At 42.3% G+C, this 18,384-nt stretch carries 17 protein-coding genes; all 17 read left to right on the top strand.

Annotated features, from left to right (window positions below):
- A partial coding sequence (gene isdE / locus WMO25_RS05020; protein ID WP_349084389.1) for a heme ABC transporter substrate-binding protein IsdE occupies positions 1-836 on the top strand: 836 nt, incomplete at its 5' end.
- A gap of 14 nt (positions 837-850) precedes the next feature.
- A complete protein-coding gene (locus tag WMO25_RS05015; RefSeq protein WP_434784175.1) occupies positions 851-1,924 on the top strand; it encodes a FecCD family ABC transporter permease in 1,074 nt (357 codons plus the stop codon).
- Positions 1,914-2,768, top strand: a complete 855-nt coding sequence (locus WMO25_RS05010) for an ABC transporter ATP-binding protein (protein WP_229092161.1) — start codon at positions 1,914-1,916, stop codon at positions 2,766-2,768. The genes WMO25_RS05015 and WMO25_RS05010 overlap by 11 nt, the downstream gene beginning before the upstream one ends.
- A 68-nt stretch (positions 2,769-2,836) precedes the next feature.
- Positions 2,837-3,247 (top strand): YbaN family protein, encoded by a 411-nt coding sequence (locus WMO25_RS05005; RefSeq protein WP_055155859.1) that lies wholly within the window; start codon positions 2,837-2,839, stop codon positions 3,245-3,247.
- Between the two features lie 4 nt (positions 3,248-3,251).
- On the top strand, positions 3,252-3,590 hold the full coding sequence (locus WMO25_RS05000; protein ID WP_055155911.1) for a nitrous oxide-stimulated promoter family protein: 339 nt from the start codon (positions 3,252-3,254) through the stop codon (positions 3,588-3,590).
- 20 nt (positions 3,591-3,610) lie between these two features.
- Positions 3,611-5,350 carry an ABC transporter ATP-binding protein/permease gene (locus WMO25_RS04995; protein ID WP_055155860.1) on the top strand — a complete coding sequence of 580 codons (1,740 nt, stop codon included), beginning with the start codon at positions 3,611-3,613 and terminating at the stop codon, positions 5,348-5,350.
- The gene (locus tag WMO25_RS04990; RefSeq protein WP_349084386.1) at positions 5,350-7,092 is read left to right on the top strand and encodes an amino acid ABC transporter ATP-binding/permease protein; all 1,743 of its coding nucleotides are present in this window, start codon (positions 5,350-5,352) and stop codon (positions 7,090-7,092) included. Before WMO25_RS04995 ends, WMO25_RS04990 begins: the two co-directional genes overlap by 1 nt.
- A 48-nt stretch (positions 7,093-7,140) precedes the next feature.
- On the top strand, positions 7,141-7,548 hold the full coding sequence (locus tag WMO25_RS04985) for a metal-dependent transcriptional regulator (protein ID WP_055155862.1): 408 nt from the start codon (positions 7,141-7,143) through the stop codon (positions 7,546-7,548).
- An 81-nt stretch (positions 7,549-7,629) separates the two neighbouring features.
- On the top strand, positions 7,630-8,328 hold the full coding sequence (locus WMO25_RS04980) for a winged helix-turn-helix domain-containing protein (protein ID WP_015513358.1): 699 nt from the start codon (positions 7,630-7,632) through the stop codon (positions 8,326-8,328).
- Positions 8,329-8,642: 314 nt separating this feature from the next.
- On the top strand, positions 8,643-9,077 hold the full coding sequence (locus WMO25_RS04975; RefSeq protein ID WP_055155863.1) for a helix-turn-helix transcriptional regulator: 435 nt from the start codon (positions 8,643-8,645) through the stop codon (positions 9,075-9,077).
- 517 nt (positions 9,078-9,594) lie between these two features.
- Entirely contained in the window at positions 9,595-11,562 is a 1,968-nt protein-coding gene (locus WMO25_RS04970; RefSeq protein WP_055155864.1) for an ATP-dependent DNA helicase, read from the top strand.
- 157 nt (positions 11,563-11,719) lie between these two features.
- Positions 11,720-12,850 carry a tyrosine-type recombinase/integrase gene (locus tag WMO25_RS04965; RefSeq protein ID WP_055155865.1) on the top strand — a complete coding sequence of 377 codons (1,131 nt, stop codon included), beginning with the start codon at positions 11,720-11,722 and terminating at the stop codon, positions 12,848-12,850.
- 6 nt (positions 12,851-12,856) lie between these two features.
- On the top strand, positions 12,857-14,611 hold the full coding sequence (locus WMO25_RS04960) for a tyrosine-type recombinase/integrase (protein WP_349084383.1): 1,755 nt from the start codon (positions 12,857-12,859) through the stop codon (positions 14,609-14,611).
- Positions 14,601-16,121, top strand: a complete 1,521-nt coding sequence (locus WMO25_RS04955; RefSeq protein ID WP_117688050.1) for a tyrosine-type recombinase/integrase — start codon at positions 14,601-14,603, stop codon at positions 16,119-16,121. Before WMO25_RS04960 ends, WMO25_RS04955 begins: the two co-directional genes overlap by 11 nt.
- Positions 16,090-16,473, top strand: coding sequence for a DUF6262 family protein (locus WMO25_RS04950; protein ID WP_055247040.1), 384 nt, complete (start codon positions 16,090-16,092; stop codon positions 16,471-16,473). The genes WMO25_RS04955 and WMO25_RS04950 overlap by 32 nt, the downstream gene beginning before the upstream one ends.
- 177 nt (positions 16,474-16,650) lie before the next feature.
- Positions 16,651-17,136, top strand: a complete 486-nt coding sequence (locus WMO25_RS04945; RefSeq protein WP_349084380.1) for an oligopeptide/dipeptide ABC transporter ATP-binding protein — start codon at positions 16,651-16,653, stop codon at positions 17,134-17,136.
- Entirely contained in the window at positions 17,120-18,100 is a 981-nt protein-coding gene (locus WMO25_RS04940) for an ABC transporter ATP-binding protein (protein ID WP_117540543.1), read from the top strand. The genes WMO25_RS04945 and WMO25_RS04940 overlap by 17 nt, the downstream gene beginning before the upstream one ends.
- Positions 18,101-18,384 lie beyond the last annotated feature (284 nt).

Here is an 18,384-nt window from a genome sequence, read left to right as displayed (position 1 = left end):
GCGATAAGCTGGAACTGGATCTGGTAGGTGTTTGCAGTAGTACCGTATCCACAATTCCAGACAGATACAAAGATGTAGAGACAGTCGGAACAGCCATGAGTCCGGATATGGAGATTGTATCCTCACTTAATCCAGACTGGATTTTAAGTCCGGTGTCATTGCAGAGTGATCTGCAGCCGAAATATGAGGCAATCGATACTGACTGGGCGTTTTTGAATCTCAGAAGTGTGCCGGGAATGTACCGTTCCATTCAGGAGTTGGGGGAGATTTTCGACAGAGAAGATCAGGCACAGAAACTGGTGGACGAATTTACTGAATTTTACGATGATTATAAGAAAAAGAATGAAGGAAAAGACCATCCGAAGGTTATGATCCTGATGGGACTTCCTGGCTCTTATATTATTGCAACACCGAATTCCTATGTGGGAAGTCTGGTGGAACTGGCAGGCGGAGAGAATGTATACTCTGACACCGATCAGGAATTTTTGACGGTAAATACAGAGGACATGAAAACCAAAGAGCCGGATATTATCTTACGTGCCGCACATGCACTGCCGGATCAGGTGGTAGAGATGTTCAATAAAGATTTTGCGGAGAATGACATTTGGCAGCATTTCGATGCGGTGAAGAACGGCAGAGTTTATGATCTGACTTATGAGTATTTCGGCATGAGCGCCACGTTCAAATATCCAGAGGCATTGGAAGAATTACAGCCAATCCTTTATCCGGAAAGTGATGAAGATACAGCAAAAGCAAAAGAAGCCAGTGACAATGCACAGAAGAAAGCAAAGGATTCTGACGCAACTGAGAAATACAACGAACAGCAGAGCAAGTAGAAAGGAGAGGGCAGATGAAAGAGACAGAGTTAAACAATACTTCTGAGACTTCTGAAATGGAAGTCCAGAACCTCTCCGGTCAGGATAAAGCAAGAAAGCATCGGAAAACAGCAAAAGCAGCAATTTCCTTTATTGTAATGATCGTATTGCTGGTTGCATTATTCTTTGCGGCAGTGAATATCGGACGCCTGAAAGTCAGCTTCCCGGAACTACTGAAAGGATTATTTGTAAAGTACAATGAAGACGTGGCAACAATCTATGACTTACGATTCCCACGAATTGTAATCTCCATGTTAGCCGGAGCTGCGATAGCGGTATCGGGTGTGTTATTTCAGGCGGTATTAAAAAATCCACTTGCCGATCCGGGAATCATCGGTATTTCCAGTGGAGCAAGTTTTGCGGCGGTACTCATTACCGCATTTGCACCGACTTTATTTTTCTTCACTCCATTATTTGCATTTCTTGGCGGTGTGATCGCATTTGTCTTAGTTTACAGCCTGTCATGGAAAGGGGGATTAAGTCCCTTAAGAATTATCCTTGTCGGTGTGGCAGTCGATGCAATGTTCACCGGATTATCCAGTGCGTTGAATTCAATGAATGGCGGAAACATGTCTGGCGTGGCAGCCATCGTCAATGGTAATATCACAATGAAAACTTGGGATGATGTGAAAACCTTAGTACCGTATGTAATTATCGGACTGGTTCTGGCACTGATTATGACGAAGATGTGTAATCTGTTAGCACTGGAAGATAAGACAGCACGAAGCCTTGGAATCAATGTCAATGCAATGCGTATCGTGATTTCACTGATAGCAGTATTGCTTGCAAGTATTTCCACAGCAGTAGCCGGAGTGATTAGTTTCTTAGGACTGATTGTTCCGCATATCGGAAGAATTTTAGTAGGAAGCGACCACAAGGCATTAGTTCCATTTAGTGCTTTGTTCGGAGCGTTTACGTTCCTGCTGGCAGATACCATCGGAAGAACGATAGCTGCTCCGTATGAGGTATCCGCATCCATCATTATGAGTGTGGTCGGAGGCCCATTCTTCATCATTCTGTTAAGGAGGTCTAAGAAGTATGCGAAGTAAAGAAAAGAATATGGATTTGACTTCTACAGAGAATGAAGCAGCAAAGAAAGTGAAAAAAGCGGATAAGTGGGCAGACAAGCCTGCGATGGAAGTTAGAGATCTGCACTTTTCCTATGGAAAAAATAAAGTCTTAAAGGGCGTATCCCTGAAGATTGAAGAAGGTAAAATCACAACGATTATGGGAGCAAACGGATGTGGAAAATCTACATTGTTTTCCCTGATGACGAAAAACTTATATCCGAGAAAAGGAAATATTTTCCTCAAAGGAAAGAATATCCAGAACCTGAATTTAAAAGAATTTGCCAGAAAGGTTGCGATTGTTCAGCAGTATAACAGTGCATCAGACGATATCACCGTTGAGAATCTGGTGGCATTCGGAAGAACCCCACATAAGAAAATGATGCAGGGAGACAGTGCCGAAGATGAGCGTATGATTCAGTGGGCATTGGAAGTAACCAATCTGACAGAATATCGTGACAGAGAAGTGTCAAGACTTTCCGGTGGACAGCGTCAGCGTGTATGGATTGCAATGGCACTTTGTCAGGGAACAAAGACGCTGTTCCTCGATGAGCCGACTACCTATTTGGATATCCGGTATCAGATTGAGATTCTGCAACTGGTGAAAAAACTTAATCAGGAATTTGGAATAACCATCATCATGGTACTGCACGACATCAATCAGGCAATCGCATATTCAGATAATGTCATCGGCATGAAAGATGGAAAAGTGCTGGTGGAAGGTGATCCGGAAGAAGTGATTACGGAAGAGAGCATCCGGGAACTGTATGGCATTGAGCTTGGTGTGACAAGGGTTGATGGACGGAAGTTTGTGCTGGCGGTGTAAGAAGAAAATAGTAGTAGAACGACAAGAAATAAAGGGGAGGAAAACTCCCACAGGAGAACAGAAAGAAGATGAAAAATCCTTTAAAAGTAGTATGGATCGTGCTTGGATTTCTTTGCCTGGGACTTGGTACGATAGGAATTGTACTTCCTATCCTGCCAACCGTTCCGTTTTATATGGCAACACTGTTTTGCTTTGCAAAGAGTTCTAAGAAACTGCACGACTGGTTCGTAGGAACGAATCTTTATAAGAAACATCTGGACAGTTTTGTTCAGAAAAGAGCCATGACAATAGGAACAAAATGCAAGATTATCGGAATGGTAACGGTAGTCATGGCAATCGGCTTTATCTGCATGAAGAATGTACCAATCGGAAGAATCTGTATCGCAGTGGTTTGGGTATGCCACCTGTTATACTTCTTACTTCGAGTGAAAACTTTAAAAGTGGGAGAAGAATTACCGGAAGGTGCAGAAGTGGAATAATATGATGGATAAAGTAGAAAAGAAACGACAGAAGGAACAGCATGTCGTGGAAGAGATGATCCGGCTGTATTGCCGGAAAAAACATCCGAAAGAAGACAGGCAGGCAGGGCAGATTTGTCCTGTCTGTCAGGAACTTTTGGATTATGCAAGACTTCGAAGTGAAAAGTGTCCTTTTATGACAGAAAAGACATTTTGCGCAAACTGTAAAGTGCATTGCTATAAGCCAGAGGTGAGAGAACAGATCAGGCAGGTTATGCGGTTTTCAGGACCAAGGATGCTGATTTATCATCCGGTGCTTGCAGTATGGCATTTGATATGCAGTAAAAAAGAATCGAAAAAATAAACAAAAAGGTAAGATAAACTATGATTAAAACAAGACTGGTGGGGCTGTTGTCCCACGCAAAAAAGTATATCGTGTATACGATTTTGTGGCAGTGGGCAGCCCTCCTGTCGCAAGTGTTGGCAGTCTTTTCTATCGCAGATTTACTGGAACGGGTAGTGTACCGGGCAGTAACCGTACCGATCATTGAGCGGACAATACTGATTTTAGTTCTGGTTGTGGTGATTCGATTTATCTGTGAACGGATGGGAGCAAGGTCTTCCTATCTGGCGTGTGTGGATGTAAAGCGGATTCTGCGTGAAAAGATTTATGAGAAAATGTTAAAGTTGGGAGCTTCCTACAGTGAGCAGGTATCCTCTTCGGAGGTCGTACAGGTGTCAACTGAGGGTGTGGAGCAGTTGGAGACATACTTTGGAAAATATCTTCCACAATTATTTTACAGCCTGATTGCACCACTGACATTATTTATCATTCTTTGCAGAGTGAGCCTGAAAGCGAGTGTGATCCTGCTGATCTGTGTACCACTGATCCCGATTTCTATTGTGGTGGTACAGAAAGTGGCGAAGAGATTATTAAATAACTATTGGAGCATCTATACTGGACTGGGAGATTCGTTCCTTGAAAATTTACAGGGACTTACCACACTGAAGATTTATCAGGCAGACCAGCAGAAAGCAGATGAGATGGATGTGGAATCCCAGAATTTCCGTAAGATTACGATGAAGGTGCTGACCATGCAGCTCAATTCCACAAGCGTGATGGATATTGTTGCCTATGGTGGAGCTGCGATCGGTATGGCAGTCGCGGTGTCCGAGTTCTTAAAAGGAAATATCAGTGTGGCAGGAACGTTATGTATCGTTCTGCTTGCCAGCGAGTTTTTCCTGCCGCTCAGACTGCTTGGTTCATTCTTCCATATCGCAATGAATGGTATGGCAGCGAGTGATAAGATTTTCAAGATTTTAGATCTGCCGGAACCACAGGCCGGAGAAAAAACACTGCCGGAGGTCGCGTTAGATGTTACATTAAAAGATGTGCACTTTTCTTATGAAGAGGACAGAGAGATTTTAAAAGGAATCAACTTAAATCTTCCGGCAGGAAGTTTTGTATCACTGGTTGGTGAATCCGGATGTGGTAAGAGTACGATTGCCGGAATCCTTGCAGCAAAGAACCGGGGATATAACGGAGAAATTACCATCGGTGGCGTACCGCTTAATGAAGTGAATGAAACCAATCTGATGCAGAGGGTTGTTCTGGTTCGCCATAACAGCTACCTGTTCAAAGGTACAGTAGAAGAAAATCTGAAGATGGCAAAACCGGACGCAACGAAAGAAGAGATGGAAGCTGTCCTTCAGAAAGTGAATCTCTTAGGGTTCTTACAGACACAGGATGGCTTGCAGACACAGTTGCTGGAAAAAGCAAGTAACCTGTCCGGCGGTCAGTGTCAGAGACTGGTGATTGCCAGAGCGTTGCTTCGGACAGACAGTGCGGTTTATATTTTTGATGAAGCCGCATCCAATATCGATGTAGAAAGTGAAGAACTGATCATGAATGTGATTCACGAACTGGCAAAGACAAAGACGGTGCTTCTGATCTCTCACAGACTGGCAAATGTTGTGAAGTCTGACAAGATTTATTTCTTAAAAGACGGAGAAATCAAAGAAAGCGGAAAGCATGACGAACTGATGTGCCGGAATGGTGCGTACAGACATCTGTATGAAAGCCAGATGGCATTGGAAAACTATGGAAAAGGAGGAGTGGCATAATGAGTGAAAATACGAATACAACAAAACGCAGAAGTGCCCTCCAGATCATGGGAAGTCTGATTGGTCTGGTAAAACCCCTGCTCCATATCATGCTGGCAGCAATCATCCTTGGAACATTGGGTTATTTATGTGCAATCTTCCTGACGATACTGGCAGGACAGGTCATCGTGCATGGTCTTCTGACAGGAGTAGCCGGAATGATTGTTCCGGTGGACAATATGTGGCTGGTATTTACTCCAGTAAAAACGATTATCACAGTCATGATCGTAATTGCAGTGCTTCGTGGAATCCTGCATTATGTGGAACAGTATTGTAATCATTTTATCGCATTTAAGCTGTTGGCAATCATCCGCCATAAAGTGTTTGCAGCACTGAGAAAGCTCTGCCCTGCAAAACTGGAAGGACGGGATAAGGGAAATCTGATCTCGATTATTACAACTGATATTGAATTACTGGAAGTGTTCTATGCACATACCATTTCTCCGATTGCGATTGCAACACTGACCTCAATTATTATGGTGATTTTTATCGGAAGATATCACTGGTTAGCAGGCGTGCTTGCACTGGGAGCTTATCTGATTGTCGGAGTAGCCATCCCGATGTGGAATGGAAAACGTGGCAGCCAGAAGGGAATGGAATTTCGGACAAACTTCGGAGAACTGAACAGCTTTGTTCTGGACTCTTTACGAGGATTGGACGAGACCATCCAGTACGGACAGGGTAAAAAGAGAAAAGAGCAGATGTCTGAGCGTTCCAAAAATCTTGCAGGAATGCAGGAGTCATTAAGCAAAATGGAAGGCTCACAGCGTTCATTTACGAACATGGTTATCCTGCTTGCATCCTTTGGAATGCTGGCACTGACAATCTGGCTGTACGACAAAGGTGCGATGGGATTCGAGGGAATCTTAACCTGTACCATCGCAATGATGGGTTCTTTCGGACCGGTAGTAGCATTATCAAGCCTTTCCAACAACCTGAACCAGACATTGGCAAGTGGTGAACGTGTTCTCTCCCTTCTGGAAGAGACGCCGCTTGTGGAAGAAATTCCGGGGGATGTGGAAACTTCCGGTGCAGAGAGCATGGAATATGAATTTAAAGGAGCAGAGGCAGAGAACGTAACATTTGCTTATGGTGAAGAAGTTATTTTAGATAACTATTCACGGAAATTACAGCCGGGTAAAATCACAGGGATTCATGGTGCGAGCGGTTCCGGAAAATCTACACTCTTAAAGCTGTTGATGCGGTTCTGGGATGTGCAGGATGGAAGTGTATCGGTAGACGGTACAGATGTCCGCAAGATTCCAACCAAGCATTTAAGAGATATGGAAAGTTATGTTACGCAGGAAACACACCTGTTCCATGATTCCATTGCAAACAACATTGCCATCGCAAAGCCGGGAGCATCCAGAGAAGAGATTATGGAAGCCGCAAAGAAAGCATCTATCCATGATTTCATTATGACACTTCCGAAAGGATATGATACAGAAGTCGGAGAACTGGGTGATACGCTGTCCGGTGGTGAAAAACAGAGAATCGGAATTGCAAGAGCATTTCTCCATGAATGCCCCCTCATTCTACTCGATGAGCCTACATCGAACCTCGACTCTTTAAATGAGGGAATTATCTTAAAATCATTGAAAGAATCGGCTGAGAAGAAAACAGTTGTCTTGGTATCCCACAGAGTATCCACAATGAATGTGGCAGATGTGGTATATGAAATGGAGAACGGCAGAATTTCTTAACAGCAGGAATGGAGAAGAAATACTTTCCGAAAGGGGAGAAGGTAGTAGATGAAACTTGGAAAATCCAGAGAAGATTATCTGGAAGCGATGTACATCTTGAAACGTCAGAAAGGATATGTCCGTAATTTTCTGCTTTGTAATTATCTGAACTATTCCAAAGCAAGTGTTTCAGTTGCGATACGTGGATTGGTGGCAGAAGGATACGTAATAAAAGATGAACATGGCTATGTTGAACTGACGGCGGAAGGGAAAAAGATTGCTAAAAAGGTTTATGCAAGGCATTTGCTTTTGGAAGAATTCTTAGAACTGATAGGAGTATCTCCGGAAACTGCAAATCACGATGCATGCCGGATGGAACATACAATCAGCGAAGAATCTTATAAAAAGATTCAAGAATTGGTACGGAAGATGAAGGAAGAGAATACGTTAAACGAAGAAATGAAATTAACGAATTAAATCAAAAACAGGAAAGGCGGTGGAGAGATTTCACTGCCTTTTCTGCTTTAAAAATGAAGTAACATAAGAAAAGGGATACAAATGAAAAAAGTATTGATTGCTGCGGATGAGGTAGATAAGTGGAGTCAACTTTGTGAAGGGTTAAAAAATGAGTGGGAATGTACGACCGTTAATCTGGATGTGTTTGAAAAATTCCATACCATAGCGGTCTATGACGCAGTATTGATGCTTGTGAGAAATGATAACGGAAAGCTGGGCAGGCTGATTTGGGAAGTCCGGCAGTACAGCAGGGCTCCGATTATTGTAGTGATACCGGGGATTCAGGCGGTAAAAAAGTATATCGAATGGGGTGCAGACCTGGTATTTCCACATCCTTCGGTCAGCTTGATCAACACGTACCTGTATGCATTACTCAGACGTTCCGATATCACATGGAACACTGGAAGAAAAAGAGAAAAGCAGGAGATCATAAGGAAAGGAAAACTTCTAATTGACTGCCGTTATCATACTGTTTACTGGGGGAAGCATGAGCTTGCAACCCTAAATGAGCGAGAAAAGGCATTCCTGTATCTGTTGGCAGATGCCTCCAGACAGGTAGTTACCCATGAGATTATCTTTGAACAGTTATGGAAAGAACCATATGGAGATGACTCTGCCAACATGATCTGGTGTTTTGTACGCAGACTCCGCAAAAAAATGGAAAAGACAGAACCGGAGGCTGCAAAGATAATTCAGAGTATACGAAAGGTGGGATATTATTTAGATATAGACAGACATTGAGCAAAATGTAGAAAAATGTCGAATTATGCGAAAAGTGACTGGCAGATGACTGTTACATTACACAGTTCTGACAGTCTTTTTCTATATACTTCTTTTTGTGGTGTTTTAGTAAGGCATGACAAGGAGAAGAGTTATATTTGCATCAATGGAAGTCCTTAAAAAAACAAAAGAGTAAGGGAAAAAGAAGTGCTGTAATCGAAGAGGTTGCAGCATTTTTTTATTCGACATTTTTCGAACATTATAACGTACATATCCGGTCACCGCCATGCTCCGATTTGATTTCTATACCAAAAATCAGATCGGAGGAAAGATAAATGGCTTATAACAAGACAAGTGAAGAACGAAAGTGGAATTATTGGAAAGAACAGGAAGAAAAGAAACTGCGTGAACTGGGAATGGAAGAAGAGAAGATCCAAAAGTTGCGCCAGATGGACAGGGAAGATTTTCTGGAAGAGCGCAGATACCGGGAACATCTGGATGAAATGATGCAGGATATGGATTCCATAAAACAAAGGGACAGAGGACGGTTTGCACAGGATATCCGAGAACTTTTAGACAACATTGGAGACCGACGGATCTATGAATTATTAAAGGGCACAGAACATCAGACATTAGAGATACTTTTGCTTAGTACATGGGGATATTCAGGAAGAGAGATTGCCAAAATTATGGGAATGGCAGAACAGACCGTTTATACCAAAAGAAACCGTTTAAGAAAAAAATTAAATAATTTGTCGAAAATTGAATAATAACAGCATTTTTCATCGGCTATTTAATAGGCAGGTAAATTTTGCCAGTGTACTTTGACAATCCTATACCAGCATTACAGGTACGTTCCCGTAAGTAGAAGCGTGTTAGGAAGGCGCGAGGACAAATGAAAATGACAGGAAAGAATATAAAAAATTCTTTGCTGGTGTTTTTGTTTCGAGCGAATCCACTTTAACTGAAACAGGACCGTGGCGGTCTTTTGCAAGGATCACTTACGAGGGGATAATGATACATAGGAACTGCCAGTGAGCAGAGGATGGACTTTGGGTTGTAATCAGCAAGACCTTTAGAAAATCCATGAGTGGTGCAATGCCAAGCACCCGCCTGTAATGTTCCCGTAAGGCAATGGGGGAGTCGAGGACAAATACAACGCCAAAAAACAAAAGTATAAGAAATCAAGGGAGAATGTGTCGTTGATATCAGATACATGCGGCTGTAGGGAGAAATCCTTTACAGCCGTATTGATGTGGTATCAGCACGCATATCAGGTAACAAATTATGTATTACACAAAAGAATATTTAAAAAGAGCGCATCGTGAAATTGATACAATCTTTCGTGTGCTGTTTCCAGAACATGGAATGGCAGTAAGGGAAGAACAGATTATGTTATGCCACGAAATGCTGGATAACCTGCTGGGAAGAAACATAGCACTGTGTGATGCGGGTGTCGGTATCGGCAAGACGTATGCCTATCTGGTGGCCTGTGTTCTGATGAGAAAATATTCTCTCCTTGCAGAAGGATGTTCCCCTTATGAGCAGCGTCCGATCGTGATATCCACTTCCAGCATTACACTCCAGAAAGCAATTCTTACAGAATATATCCCTTTTCTCTCCCGGATTCTTCAGGAGAACGGGACGATTCAGGCCCCTATTAAAGCTGTGATACGAAAAGGGAAAGAGCATTTTGTCTGCGATGAGAGGTTGGAGCAACGAATCGTTGCAATCGAAGAAAAAAACAAAAATGCGTTGCAGAAAGAAGCTCTGCTGTCGTTGAAAGAACATTATGATATGGACGAAGTGTCCAACTTAAGTGGGTTTGACAGAAGGATGGTGAGTGTACCGAAGTTCTGTTCGGGAGATTGCCCGAAAAGAGGCTCATGCAGGTATCAGCAGTATCTGGAGCGTTCCAGAGATCGTGAAATGTTCATTCAGATCTGTAATCACAATTATCTGCTGGCTGATGGTTATCACAGGCTGCAGGATTACCGCCCGTTATTAAAAGACTACCGGGCATTGATTGTCGATGAAGCACATAAGCTGCCGGATGCGGCAAAGCAGATGTTCGGGAAGAGCCTCTGTTATGACGATATCCGGGAAATCTGCTTTTATCTTGGGAAAGAGTACCAAGGCCCGGAGATAAGAAAACTGTCTGGGACGATCCGTATGGTGCTGGACATCATAGGAGAAAACCACAGAACCAGATATGGGATAAAAGAAGAATTCCACATGACAGAAGAGTGTGCAATGTATTTATGTGAGGGGATACAGACCATGAATAAGATCATAGAAAAATTAGAAAAGAAGATTCCGAAGTGGATCAGAAACAAGCTGGAAGAAACCAGAAGTGTGTTGGAATACTTTTTCCATCAGGATAAGAAGTATGTACTGCATCTGAAGCAGGACCATGATCACAGGATTATATTGTGTGCATCCAGCAGACGGATTCCACAGTATCTGGACCAGATGTTATGGAGCAGAGGAATGGGAGCGATTCTTACAAGCGGAACTTTAAAAACCGGACAGGGATTTTCCCACATTCGGAAAATGACAGGATTACAGAGAGTGCGGAGAGTCCGGGAATATGTGGCAGATTCCCCGTTTGAATATCAGAAGAACTGTCTTTTATATCTGCCTAAGAATTTGAAAAAATCCAGAAGAGGAAGTCAGGAAGAGGCGGAGATGATAGCAGGCCATATCCATTCACTGATCTGTTCGACTTACGGGCATACGCTGGTGCTGTTCACATCTTATCATTTGATGGGAAACGTTTACCAGATGTTAAGGGATGAAATTCCGTTCCCGATGATAGAGGTGTGGAGACATTCACCGGAAGAGATCACAAGATTTAAACAGATGGACAATGCTGTCCTTTTTGCAGCCGGCTCCTGTTGGGAAGGAGTAGACTTCCCTGGAGATATGGTATCTTCGCTGATTATAGTAAAACTGCCCTTTGCTGTTCCTGATCCCATCAGCGAAGCACAGAAGAAGGAATATGCCAGCCTGAAAGATTATATTCAGGCAGTGATTGTTCCAGACATGCAGAAAAAACTAAGACAGGGATTCGGACGGGCGCTCCGCACCGAGACAGATACTTGTGTCGTGTCCATTTTAGACGAGCGTGCAGGAGAAGGCGGCAGGTATCATGAGGAAGTGATGTGTGCGCTTCCAAGCTGCAAGATGGCAAAAGACATCAAGGATATCCAGCACTTTATCCGAAACCGGAAAGGCGTGGAATACTACCTGTAACCGTTCGTGGTTCTGCTACAGAAATAGCAGATTTAGCACGAAAAGTTTGGTCGTATTTCAAGGGCGTTTTCGGTGGGATTGTTGGTATTGATGAATAGCTATTTCGGCATGAAGTGGGTATACTGTGTATAGCGTTAGAGGAAAGGCGGTGAGCAGCATGAAACGATACAAAGTGGAAACACAGAGGGAAGGCTCGGTAAAATATTTCTTTATCCGGGATATGGAATCGTTGGAAATCGTGTTGCTCCCAAGCAAATATCTAATGCATCAGGTCAGGGCGAATCGTTCTCCGAACACAATACGGAGAAATGCATTTGCCCTTGCCTATTATTGGGAATATCTGCTGGAAAACGAAAAGAAAGCAGAAGATATCTATGAGATGGATTACGAAACACAATATGATTATTTCGCAGAATATCTAAAATGGCTGAAAGCCGGAAAACATACTGACAATTTAGAAAATGGACCACAGAATAAAACCTGTAACGCTTACTTAAAAGAAGTGTTCAGGTTTTATTGTTTTTTAGAAGCGGTCAGAAATAACGGTTCTTATTTATCCGTTCTTTCTTATAACCAGCCTATTACAAGAGCAAATGCTATCGGAGTCAGAAGAACGCTGCGTTCCCGCTCTTTTAAAGGGTATCTGAAAGAAGAGGAACGGGATGTGAGGGCAGCCGAAAAGAATGAAATCATTACGATTCTGGAAGCCTGCACAAACTGCCGGGATCAGGTATTGATTCTGCTGACATCAGAACTCGGATTTCGTATCGGTGAAATTTTAGGAATCGATTATACAAAAGATATCGACTACGAAACCCATGAAATCAGGGTGAATTTCCGAGAGGACAACGAGAATGATGCAAGGGCAAAAAATGCAGAAGAAAGAAGAGGACGTCTCAGCAATGACACCTTTGAATTCCTGCTTTATTACATCGGAGAATACTGGGACATCCTGCAAAAACAGGAATATCTGTTTATCAACATCAAAGGGGATACGACAGGAAAACCAATGAAGGTAGACAGTGTTTACGATATGTTTGAGAGGATGGAGAAAAAGACCGGAATCAAGATCACCCCACACATGCTTCGGAGATATTATGCAAATACCAGATGGGAATCGGACTGGCCACTGGAAATGATCAGTCAGGCATTAGGCCATAAACATCTGGACACAACCATACGGTATCTGAATGTTTTAGATGACAAGCTAAGGACAGCAAGTCAGGAATTTTACCGTCGATATTCCAATCTTTATAATGTCAATCAATTTTTGGAAAGCAGGAGGTGAAAATAAATGCCGGCAAGATTGTATGCCTTTGTGCCGGAAGAGCAGAACCTATCCAATGCAGAGCGGGAACAACTGATTGAAGGACTGAAACGGGAATTAGATGAATATTATGAACAAAAATGTGGAAAAGGCAGTCTGGAAACATATTTGATTCAGAATGAGATCTGGCACTTGTCAGAGATCAATTATCAGGTGAGAGCCGGATATCAAAAATATCTGAGAGAATATTATGTGGATTCGACGGTGCGTAATTATCTGCTCGGAATAGATCGTGTAAAGTTGCGGCTGATCATAGAAAATGCGCAGACCTTAAAAGGAAAGTGGAATGCCCAGAATCATCCGGAGCTGCTCCATGACATTCTGTTCCTGCGGTATCATCCCAATCCGGCGATTGCAAAACGATATGAATATACGACAGATATTAGTAAGCTGGTCTGGGATTTCAGGGTAAAAGGTTCAGATATATGCAAACAGCAGATTTTAACGGTTCTGGAAGATATCGTGCAACAGAAAATAACTATGAAAGAATGCACCAGACATCTAAACGGATTGAAAAGTGTATATGAATTTTGCATGCAGGAACAGATTGAAGATCTCAGATATCTTACACAGAAGCAGTTCGACAAAATTGAAAACTATGGGGACACGGATTATAAAAAGAAATGCGCAAAACAGGAGCTTAGAGCGTGTCAGGAATATATTTTCTGCCATGCAAAAAATATTGCATGGGATTCCACGGTCTGGTTTATGGAAAGACTGTATCTGGAAGAATACCGGGTGAATCCGTCTAATCCTGTAAAAACGATTTCTTTTATGAGCATAGAAAGGACAGATAACAGAGAACTTGTTCAAGAATATATAAAATACTGTTTGGGAGTCACACACTTAGCATTAAGTGTAATACATACTGAATTTTATCGAATTCAAAAATTTGTTGTCTGGCTGGAAGAAACAACGGAAATCAACTTGAAACAAGTGTCAGAAAATGAAATAAAGAAATATTTTCAAATAATTGACTACAAGGTAGCAAGCTATTTCAATGATATTATCATAGCAATCTATCAGTTTTATGAATATCTGCAGACGAAAAATATCATAAAAGAAGTTCCTTTTAATTACCAGTATTATCTGAAAAAGGAAATCCTGCATCATAATGACCGGAGTGTAGAACAGGAAACCTATGAAAGTATTTTAAAACATTTAAAAGATTTTCCGGAAAAGCCGAGATTGATTTTACTGCACTCTATGCTGTTAGGACTGAGAATCAGTGAAGTATGCTGCCTGAAAGGGAATGCTTATTACTGGCAGGGGAGAGACGCCTGGATACAGGTATATCAAATAAAAATGCGGACATATAAGCGAATCCCCATCCCGGAAATTCTATATAAAATCATGAAAGTATATATAAAAAAATACGGAATTGGTGCTGAGGATTATATTTTCCAGAATCAAAAGGGAAAAGCATATCATTACTCCAGTTTTCGATGGAGTATGAAGAAAATATTTAATGAAAATCATGAGCTGTTTCAGGAATATAATTTCAAATCCCATGATTTCAGGCATACGATAGCAACTATGTTTTATGAAGATGGAGTGCCGCTTCAAAGTGTCAGAGATTATCTGGGACATGATTATGAAGAAATGACACAGCAATATGTGGACTATATGCCGAAGAGAATTTCCAAAGCAAATCAGGAACTTTTCGCAAAAGAAGGAAGTAGTCTTGCTTCCGGAATAAAGAGGTGCAAGCGTGGAAAATAGATTTTATATCAAGGAACTGGATTCTTATCAGAAAGCAAGTGATCTCAGCAAAGAACGTATGGGAACAAACCCCAATTATGATCTGGAACTTCTTCCGACAAAGCAGATGCAGGAAGAAATGTGGGAGTTCCTGCAATACAGAGGTAAAAACCTCGTAGCAGAAAAATTTTATACAGAACGAAGATTTTACCATCATTTATGCAGGATGTTGAAAGAAAAAAATAACCGGCCGGAGAGTTTTCTGGACTGGGGTAAAGAAAAATGGATGCAGCAGATGAAAATCTGGCTCCTGCAGCAAGGATTGCCCCTAACAGCACCATTTAAAAATAAGTGTGGCGGAAGAGGAACGCAACGTGCCAGAACACTGGGGTATATAGAATGCCTGATTGATTATTTAACCGACTTAAGAGATGTGGATGTAAACGAAATAACAAAAGATGTCTGGAAAATTAAAAAACTTGACATACAGGTGAAGCAGGATTTGATACGTCCAAGGAAAACGATATCTTTTACAGGAATCAGTCAGCCAGAGTTGAAGGAAGAAATTAAAAAAGCAGTATATTTTCAACTGAGAATAGAAAGTCTGGAGACTGTAAAAAAGGAACTGACAGCCATCCGGAGATTTTCCAGATATCTGAATGAGCATAAGAAAAATATACAATCCTGCGCTGATCTGGACAGAACGATCATAGAAGAATATCTGGTATATATGAAAACAGAAGATACCGGGACGAAGAAGTACCGGGCGGAAATAACAAGACTCAGATCAATCCTTAATATGGTAGCAGATATTTACCAGTATCCACAGGTGAAAGATCTGATATTGAACAGGGACATCCCACCCAATATCAGATCAGAATTTAAAGTCTACTCAGATGCAGAATTAAAGCGTTTTAATGAATTCCTTGCAAAAGTAGATATACAGACAGCCAGAGTCATGACGATTCATCAGATGCTGGGAACAAGAATCTCAGATACACTGACATTGCGGACTGACTGCCTGATGGAACAAAACGGTGAGATATTGATCAGAATCTACCAGATGAAAACACATTACTATGAAAAACCGATCAGTCAGGAACTGGCAGCTTTGATCAGAGAAGCCATCCGTTATACGGAAGAAAGGTATGGAAAATGCAAATATATTTTTACAAATGAAAATGACCATACAAAACCGATGACCTACTCACTGATCCAAGGGAGAATTACAACAGCAATTTATCGGGAAAATCTCAGGGACGATAATGAAAATTATTTTACATTCGGCACGCACATGTACCGGCATGTCTACGGAGTAAAGCTTGTAGAAATGCATCTGGATGACTGGACGATAGCAAGGCTGCTCGGACACAAAAGCCTAAAGAACGTAAAATATTACAGAAAAATGAGTAACCAGATACTGGCGAATGATACCAGAAAAGCAAGAAATAGGTTATCACAGATGGTCCTGGAATGTCTGGACGGATGGGAGGAAGAGTATGAACAAATACGACACGATGATAGCTTGTAACCGGAAAACGAGTGAGGAAAAGATAAACCGCGCAGTGACAGAAATCCGACAAATGCTCACAGACAGAGAAAAGGTGAGTGTACCAAAGTTAGTAAAGCGGACAGGATTATCCAGAGGATTCTTTTACAAGAACGAAACCGTCAGAAAAGAAATGGATCGGGCATTAGAGCAGCAGGCCGGAATGATTGATCCAAAAAGATATATCGGGGACATTGTGATGAAAAACCGAATCGAACTGCTGGAGCAACAGGTCAGGGAATTAAAACGAGAAAAAGAACAACTGGAAAAAGAGAACGTCAGATTACAAAAAGCATTGAATAAAAAAGATTTGAATCTACTAAAAAATCTGTAATTAAAATTAAGAAAATAATCTGCAACAGCCGGGAAAATACTCCCGGTTGTTGTGGTTGGAATAAAACACGAATCCATGAGAAAGGGTCAGACTTCTCACAAAAAGGAACACAATACACGGATGTGTTTCCCGTTAAAGCCAGTGTTTACAAGGGATAAAGGAGAGTTACCCAATTTTATGGATGAGCCGACAACGGCGCTGGATGTGACCATTCAGGCACAGATTCTTGAATTATTAAAACAGTTAAGAGACGAAGAAAAGATGAGCGTTGTGCTCATTACCCATGACCTGGGTGTGGTGGCCAGCCTCAGCAACCGTATTTCCGTTATGTACGGCGGCTTAATCATGGAAGAAGGATTGACGGACGAAATTTTCTATGCACCGAAGCATCCGTATACGAGAGCATTGCTGCATGCGATTCCGCAGCCGACAACAGGGGTGAAGGAACGGTTGGAAGCTATTCCGGGTATGGCCCCTTCATTGACGAATCCGCCTGCGGGATGTCCGTTTGCGGAACGCTGTAAGTACGCTTGTGAGAAGTGCGAATCCGAGATACCGGCGTATCGTCAGTATACCAGGACACAGCGTGCCATGTGCGTATTTACGGAAGAAGAATTAAATGCAATGGATAAGGAGGGAAAAGCCGATGGCAGAACAGAATAATCAGATCCTGTTGGAGACAAAAGACCTGCAGAAGCATTTCCCGATCAAGGATTTCTTTGGCCGTAAGAAGCAGGCAGTCAAGGCGGTAGACGGTATTACATTCCAGATCAGAAAAGGTGAGACATTCGGTCTTGTGGGCGAGTCCGGCTGCGGTAAATCGACGCTGGGCAGAACACTGATCCGTATGTATGAGCCGACAGGCGGACAGATTATTTTTGACGGCGAAGATATCACAAAGCTTGAAGGCGCCAAACTGCAGCCTTATCATAAGCGTATGCAGATTATTTTCCAGGATCCGTATTCAGCTCTGGATCCGCATCACAATGTGGAGGAGATTATCCGTGAACCGATGTCCCTTTATACCAACGCATCAAAAAGCGATATTGATGAACAGATCGTAGAGCTGCTGAAGAAGGTTGGTATGAAAGCGGATGATATGTATAAATATGCCTATGAATTTTCCGGCGGTCAGCGTCAGAGAATCGGTATTGCCCGCGCTTTGGCAGTGAAACCGGAGTTTTTGCTCTGTGATGAACCGATTTCAGCGCTGGATGTGTCCATTCAGGCACAGGTTGTCAATATGTTGGAAGATCTTCAGGAGGAACTGGGACTGACGTATCTGTTTGTGGCCCATGATCTGTCGATGGTTCGACATATTTCAACACGTATCGGCGTCATGTATCTGGGCAAGATCGTGGAGATCGCAGAGAGTGATGAATTATATGATCATCCGATGCATCCGTATACAGAGGCGCTTCTGTCGGCCATTCCTGTGGCGGATCCGGAACTTGCGAGAAGCTCAAAGCGCAAGATCATCAAAGGTGATCTGCCGAGCCCGATGGATGTTCCGGGCGGTTGTCGTTTCCATACAAGATGTCCGTACGCTAAACCGGAGTGCAGTCAGATGGAACCACCGCTGGTTGAGCGGACGCCGGGGCATTTTGTGGCCTGCCATATCCGGTAGTGCTGCAGCAAATTTGACCTGCATTTGATTTGAATAGAATGATTCGAACAAAAGTGTACTTTTATTATGAAAGAAAGCGTTCTTTTCTTTCTTTTGGAAGTACACTTTTTGGTTTAACAAAAGTTAGCAAGAATTCTCCTTCCTCTACAGGTGGGAGATAAATTGCAGAAAAAAAGAAAATAGAACGCTTGTTCTGCAGTGCGAAGTGTGGTATACTATAATCAGTCGAAAGGATAGAAAGGACTGATTATATGGACAAAATGGATCATAATGCACATTCAGTA

It is taken from the genome of Coprococcus intestinihominis (genome assembly GCF_040096555.1).
Lineage (GTDB): Bacteria > Bacillota > Clostridia > Lachnospirales > Lachnospiraceae > Coprococcus_A > Coprococcus_A intestinihominis.
Note: the sequence above shows the minus strand (reverse complement) of the source record. Positions and strands in the feature narration are given on the sequence as shown.

Bases quoted from the DNA above. Each gene is read 5' to 3' on its own strand.
- WMO25_RS05015 (WP_434784175.1), top strand. From the start codon at position 851: ATGAAAGAGACAGAGTTAAACAATACTTCTGAGACTTCTGAAATGGAA.
- WMO25_RS05010 (WP_229092161.1), top strand. From the start codon at position 1,914: ATGCGAAGTAAAGAAAAGAATATGGATTTGACTTCTACAGAGAATGAA.
- WMO25_RS05005 (WP_055155859.1), top strand. From the start codon at position 2,837: ATGAAAAATCCTTTAAAAGTAGTATGGATCGTGCTTGGATTTCTTTGC.
- WMO25_RS05000 (WP_055155911.1), top strand. From the start codon at position 3,252: ATGGATAAAGTAGAAAAGAAACGACAGAAGGAACAGCATGTCGTGGAA.
- WMO25_RS04995 (WP_055155860.1), top strand. From the start codon at position 3,611: ATGATTAAAACAAGACTGGTGGGGCTGTTGTCCCACGCAAAAAAGTAT.
- WMO25_RS04990 (WP_349084386.1), top strand. From the start codon at position 5,350: ATGAGTGAAAATACGAATACAACAAAACGCAGAAGTGCCCTCCAGATC.
- WMO25_RS04985 (WP_055155862.1), top strand. From the start codon at position 7,141: ATGAAACTTGGAAAATCCAGAGAAGATTATCTGGAAGCGATGTACATC.
- WMO25_RS04980 (WP_015513358.1), top strand. From the start codon at position 7,630: ATGAAAAAAGTATTGATTGCTGCGGATGAGGTAGATAAGTGGAGTCAA.
- WMO25_RS04975 (WP_055155863.1), top strand. From the start codon at position 8,643: ATGGCTTATAACAAGACAAGTGAAGAACGAAAGTGGAATTATTGGAAA.
- WMO25_RS04970 (WP_055155864.1), top strand. From the start codon at position 9,595: ATGTATTACACAAAAGAATATTTAAAAAGAGCGCATCGTGAAATTGAT.
- WMO25_RS04965 (WP_055155865.1), top strand. From the start codon at position 11,720: ATGAAACGATACAAAGTGGAAACACAGAGGGAAGGCTCGGTAAAATAT.
- WMO25_RS04960 (WP_349084383.1), top strand. From the start codon at position 12,857: ATGCCGGCAAGATTGTATGCCTTTGTGCCGGAAGAGCAGAACCTATCC.
- WMO25_RS04950 (WP_055247040.1), top strand. From the start codon at position 16,090: ATGAACAAATACGACACGATGATAGCTTGTAACCGGAAAACGAGTGAG.
- WMO25_RS04945 (WP_349084380.1), top strand. From the start codon at position 16,651: ATGGATGAGCCGACAACGGCGCTGGATGTGACCATTCAGGCACAGATT.
- WMO25_RS04940 (WP_117540543.1), top strand. From the start codon at position 17,120: ATGGCAGAACAGAATAATCAGATCCTGTTGGAGACAAAAGACCTGCAG.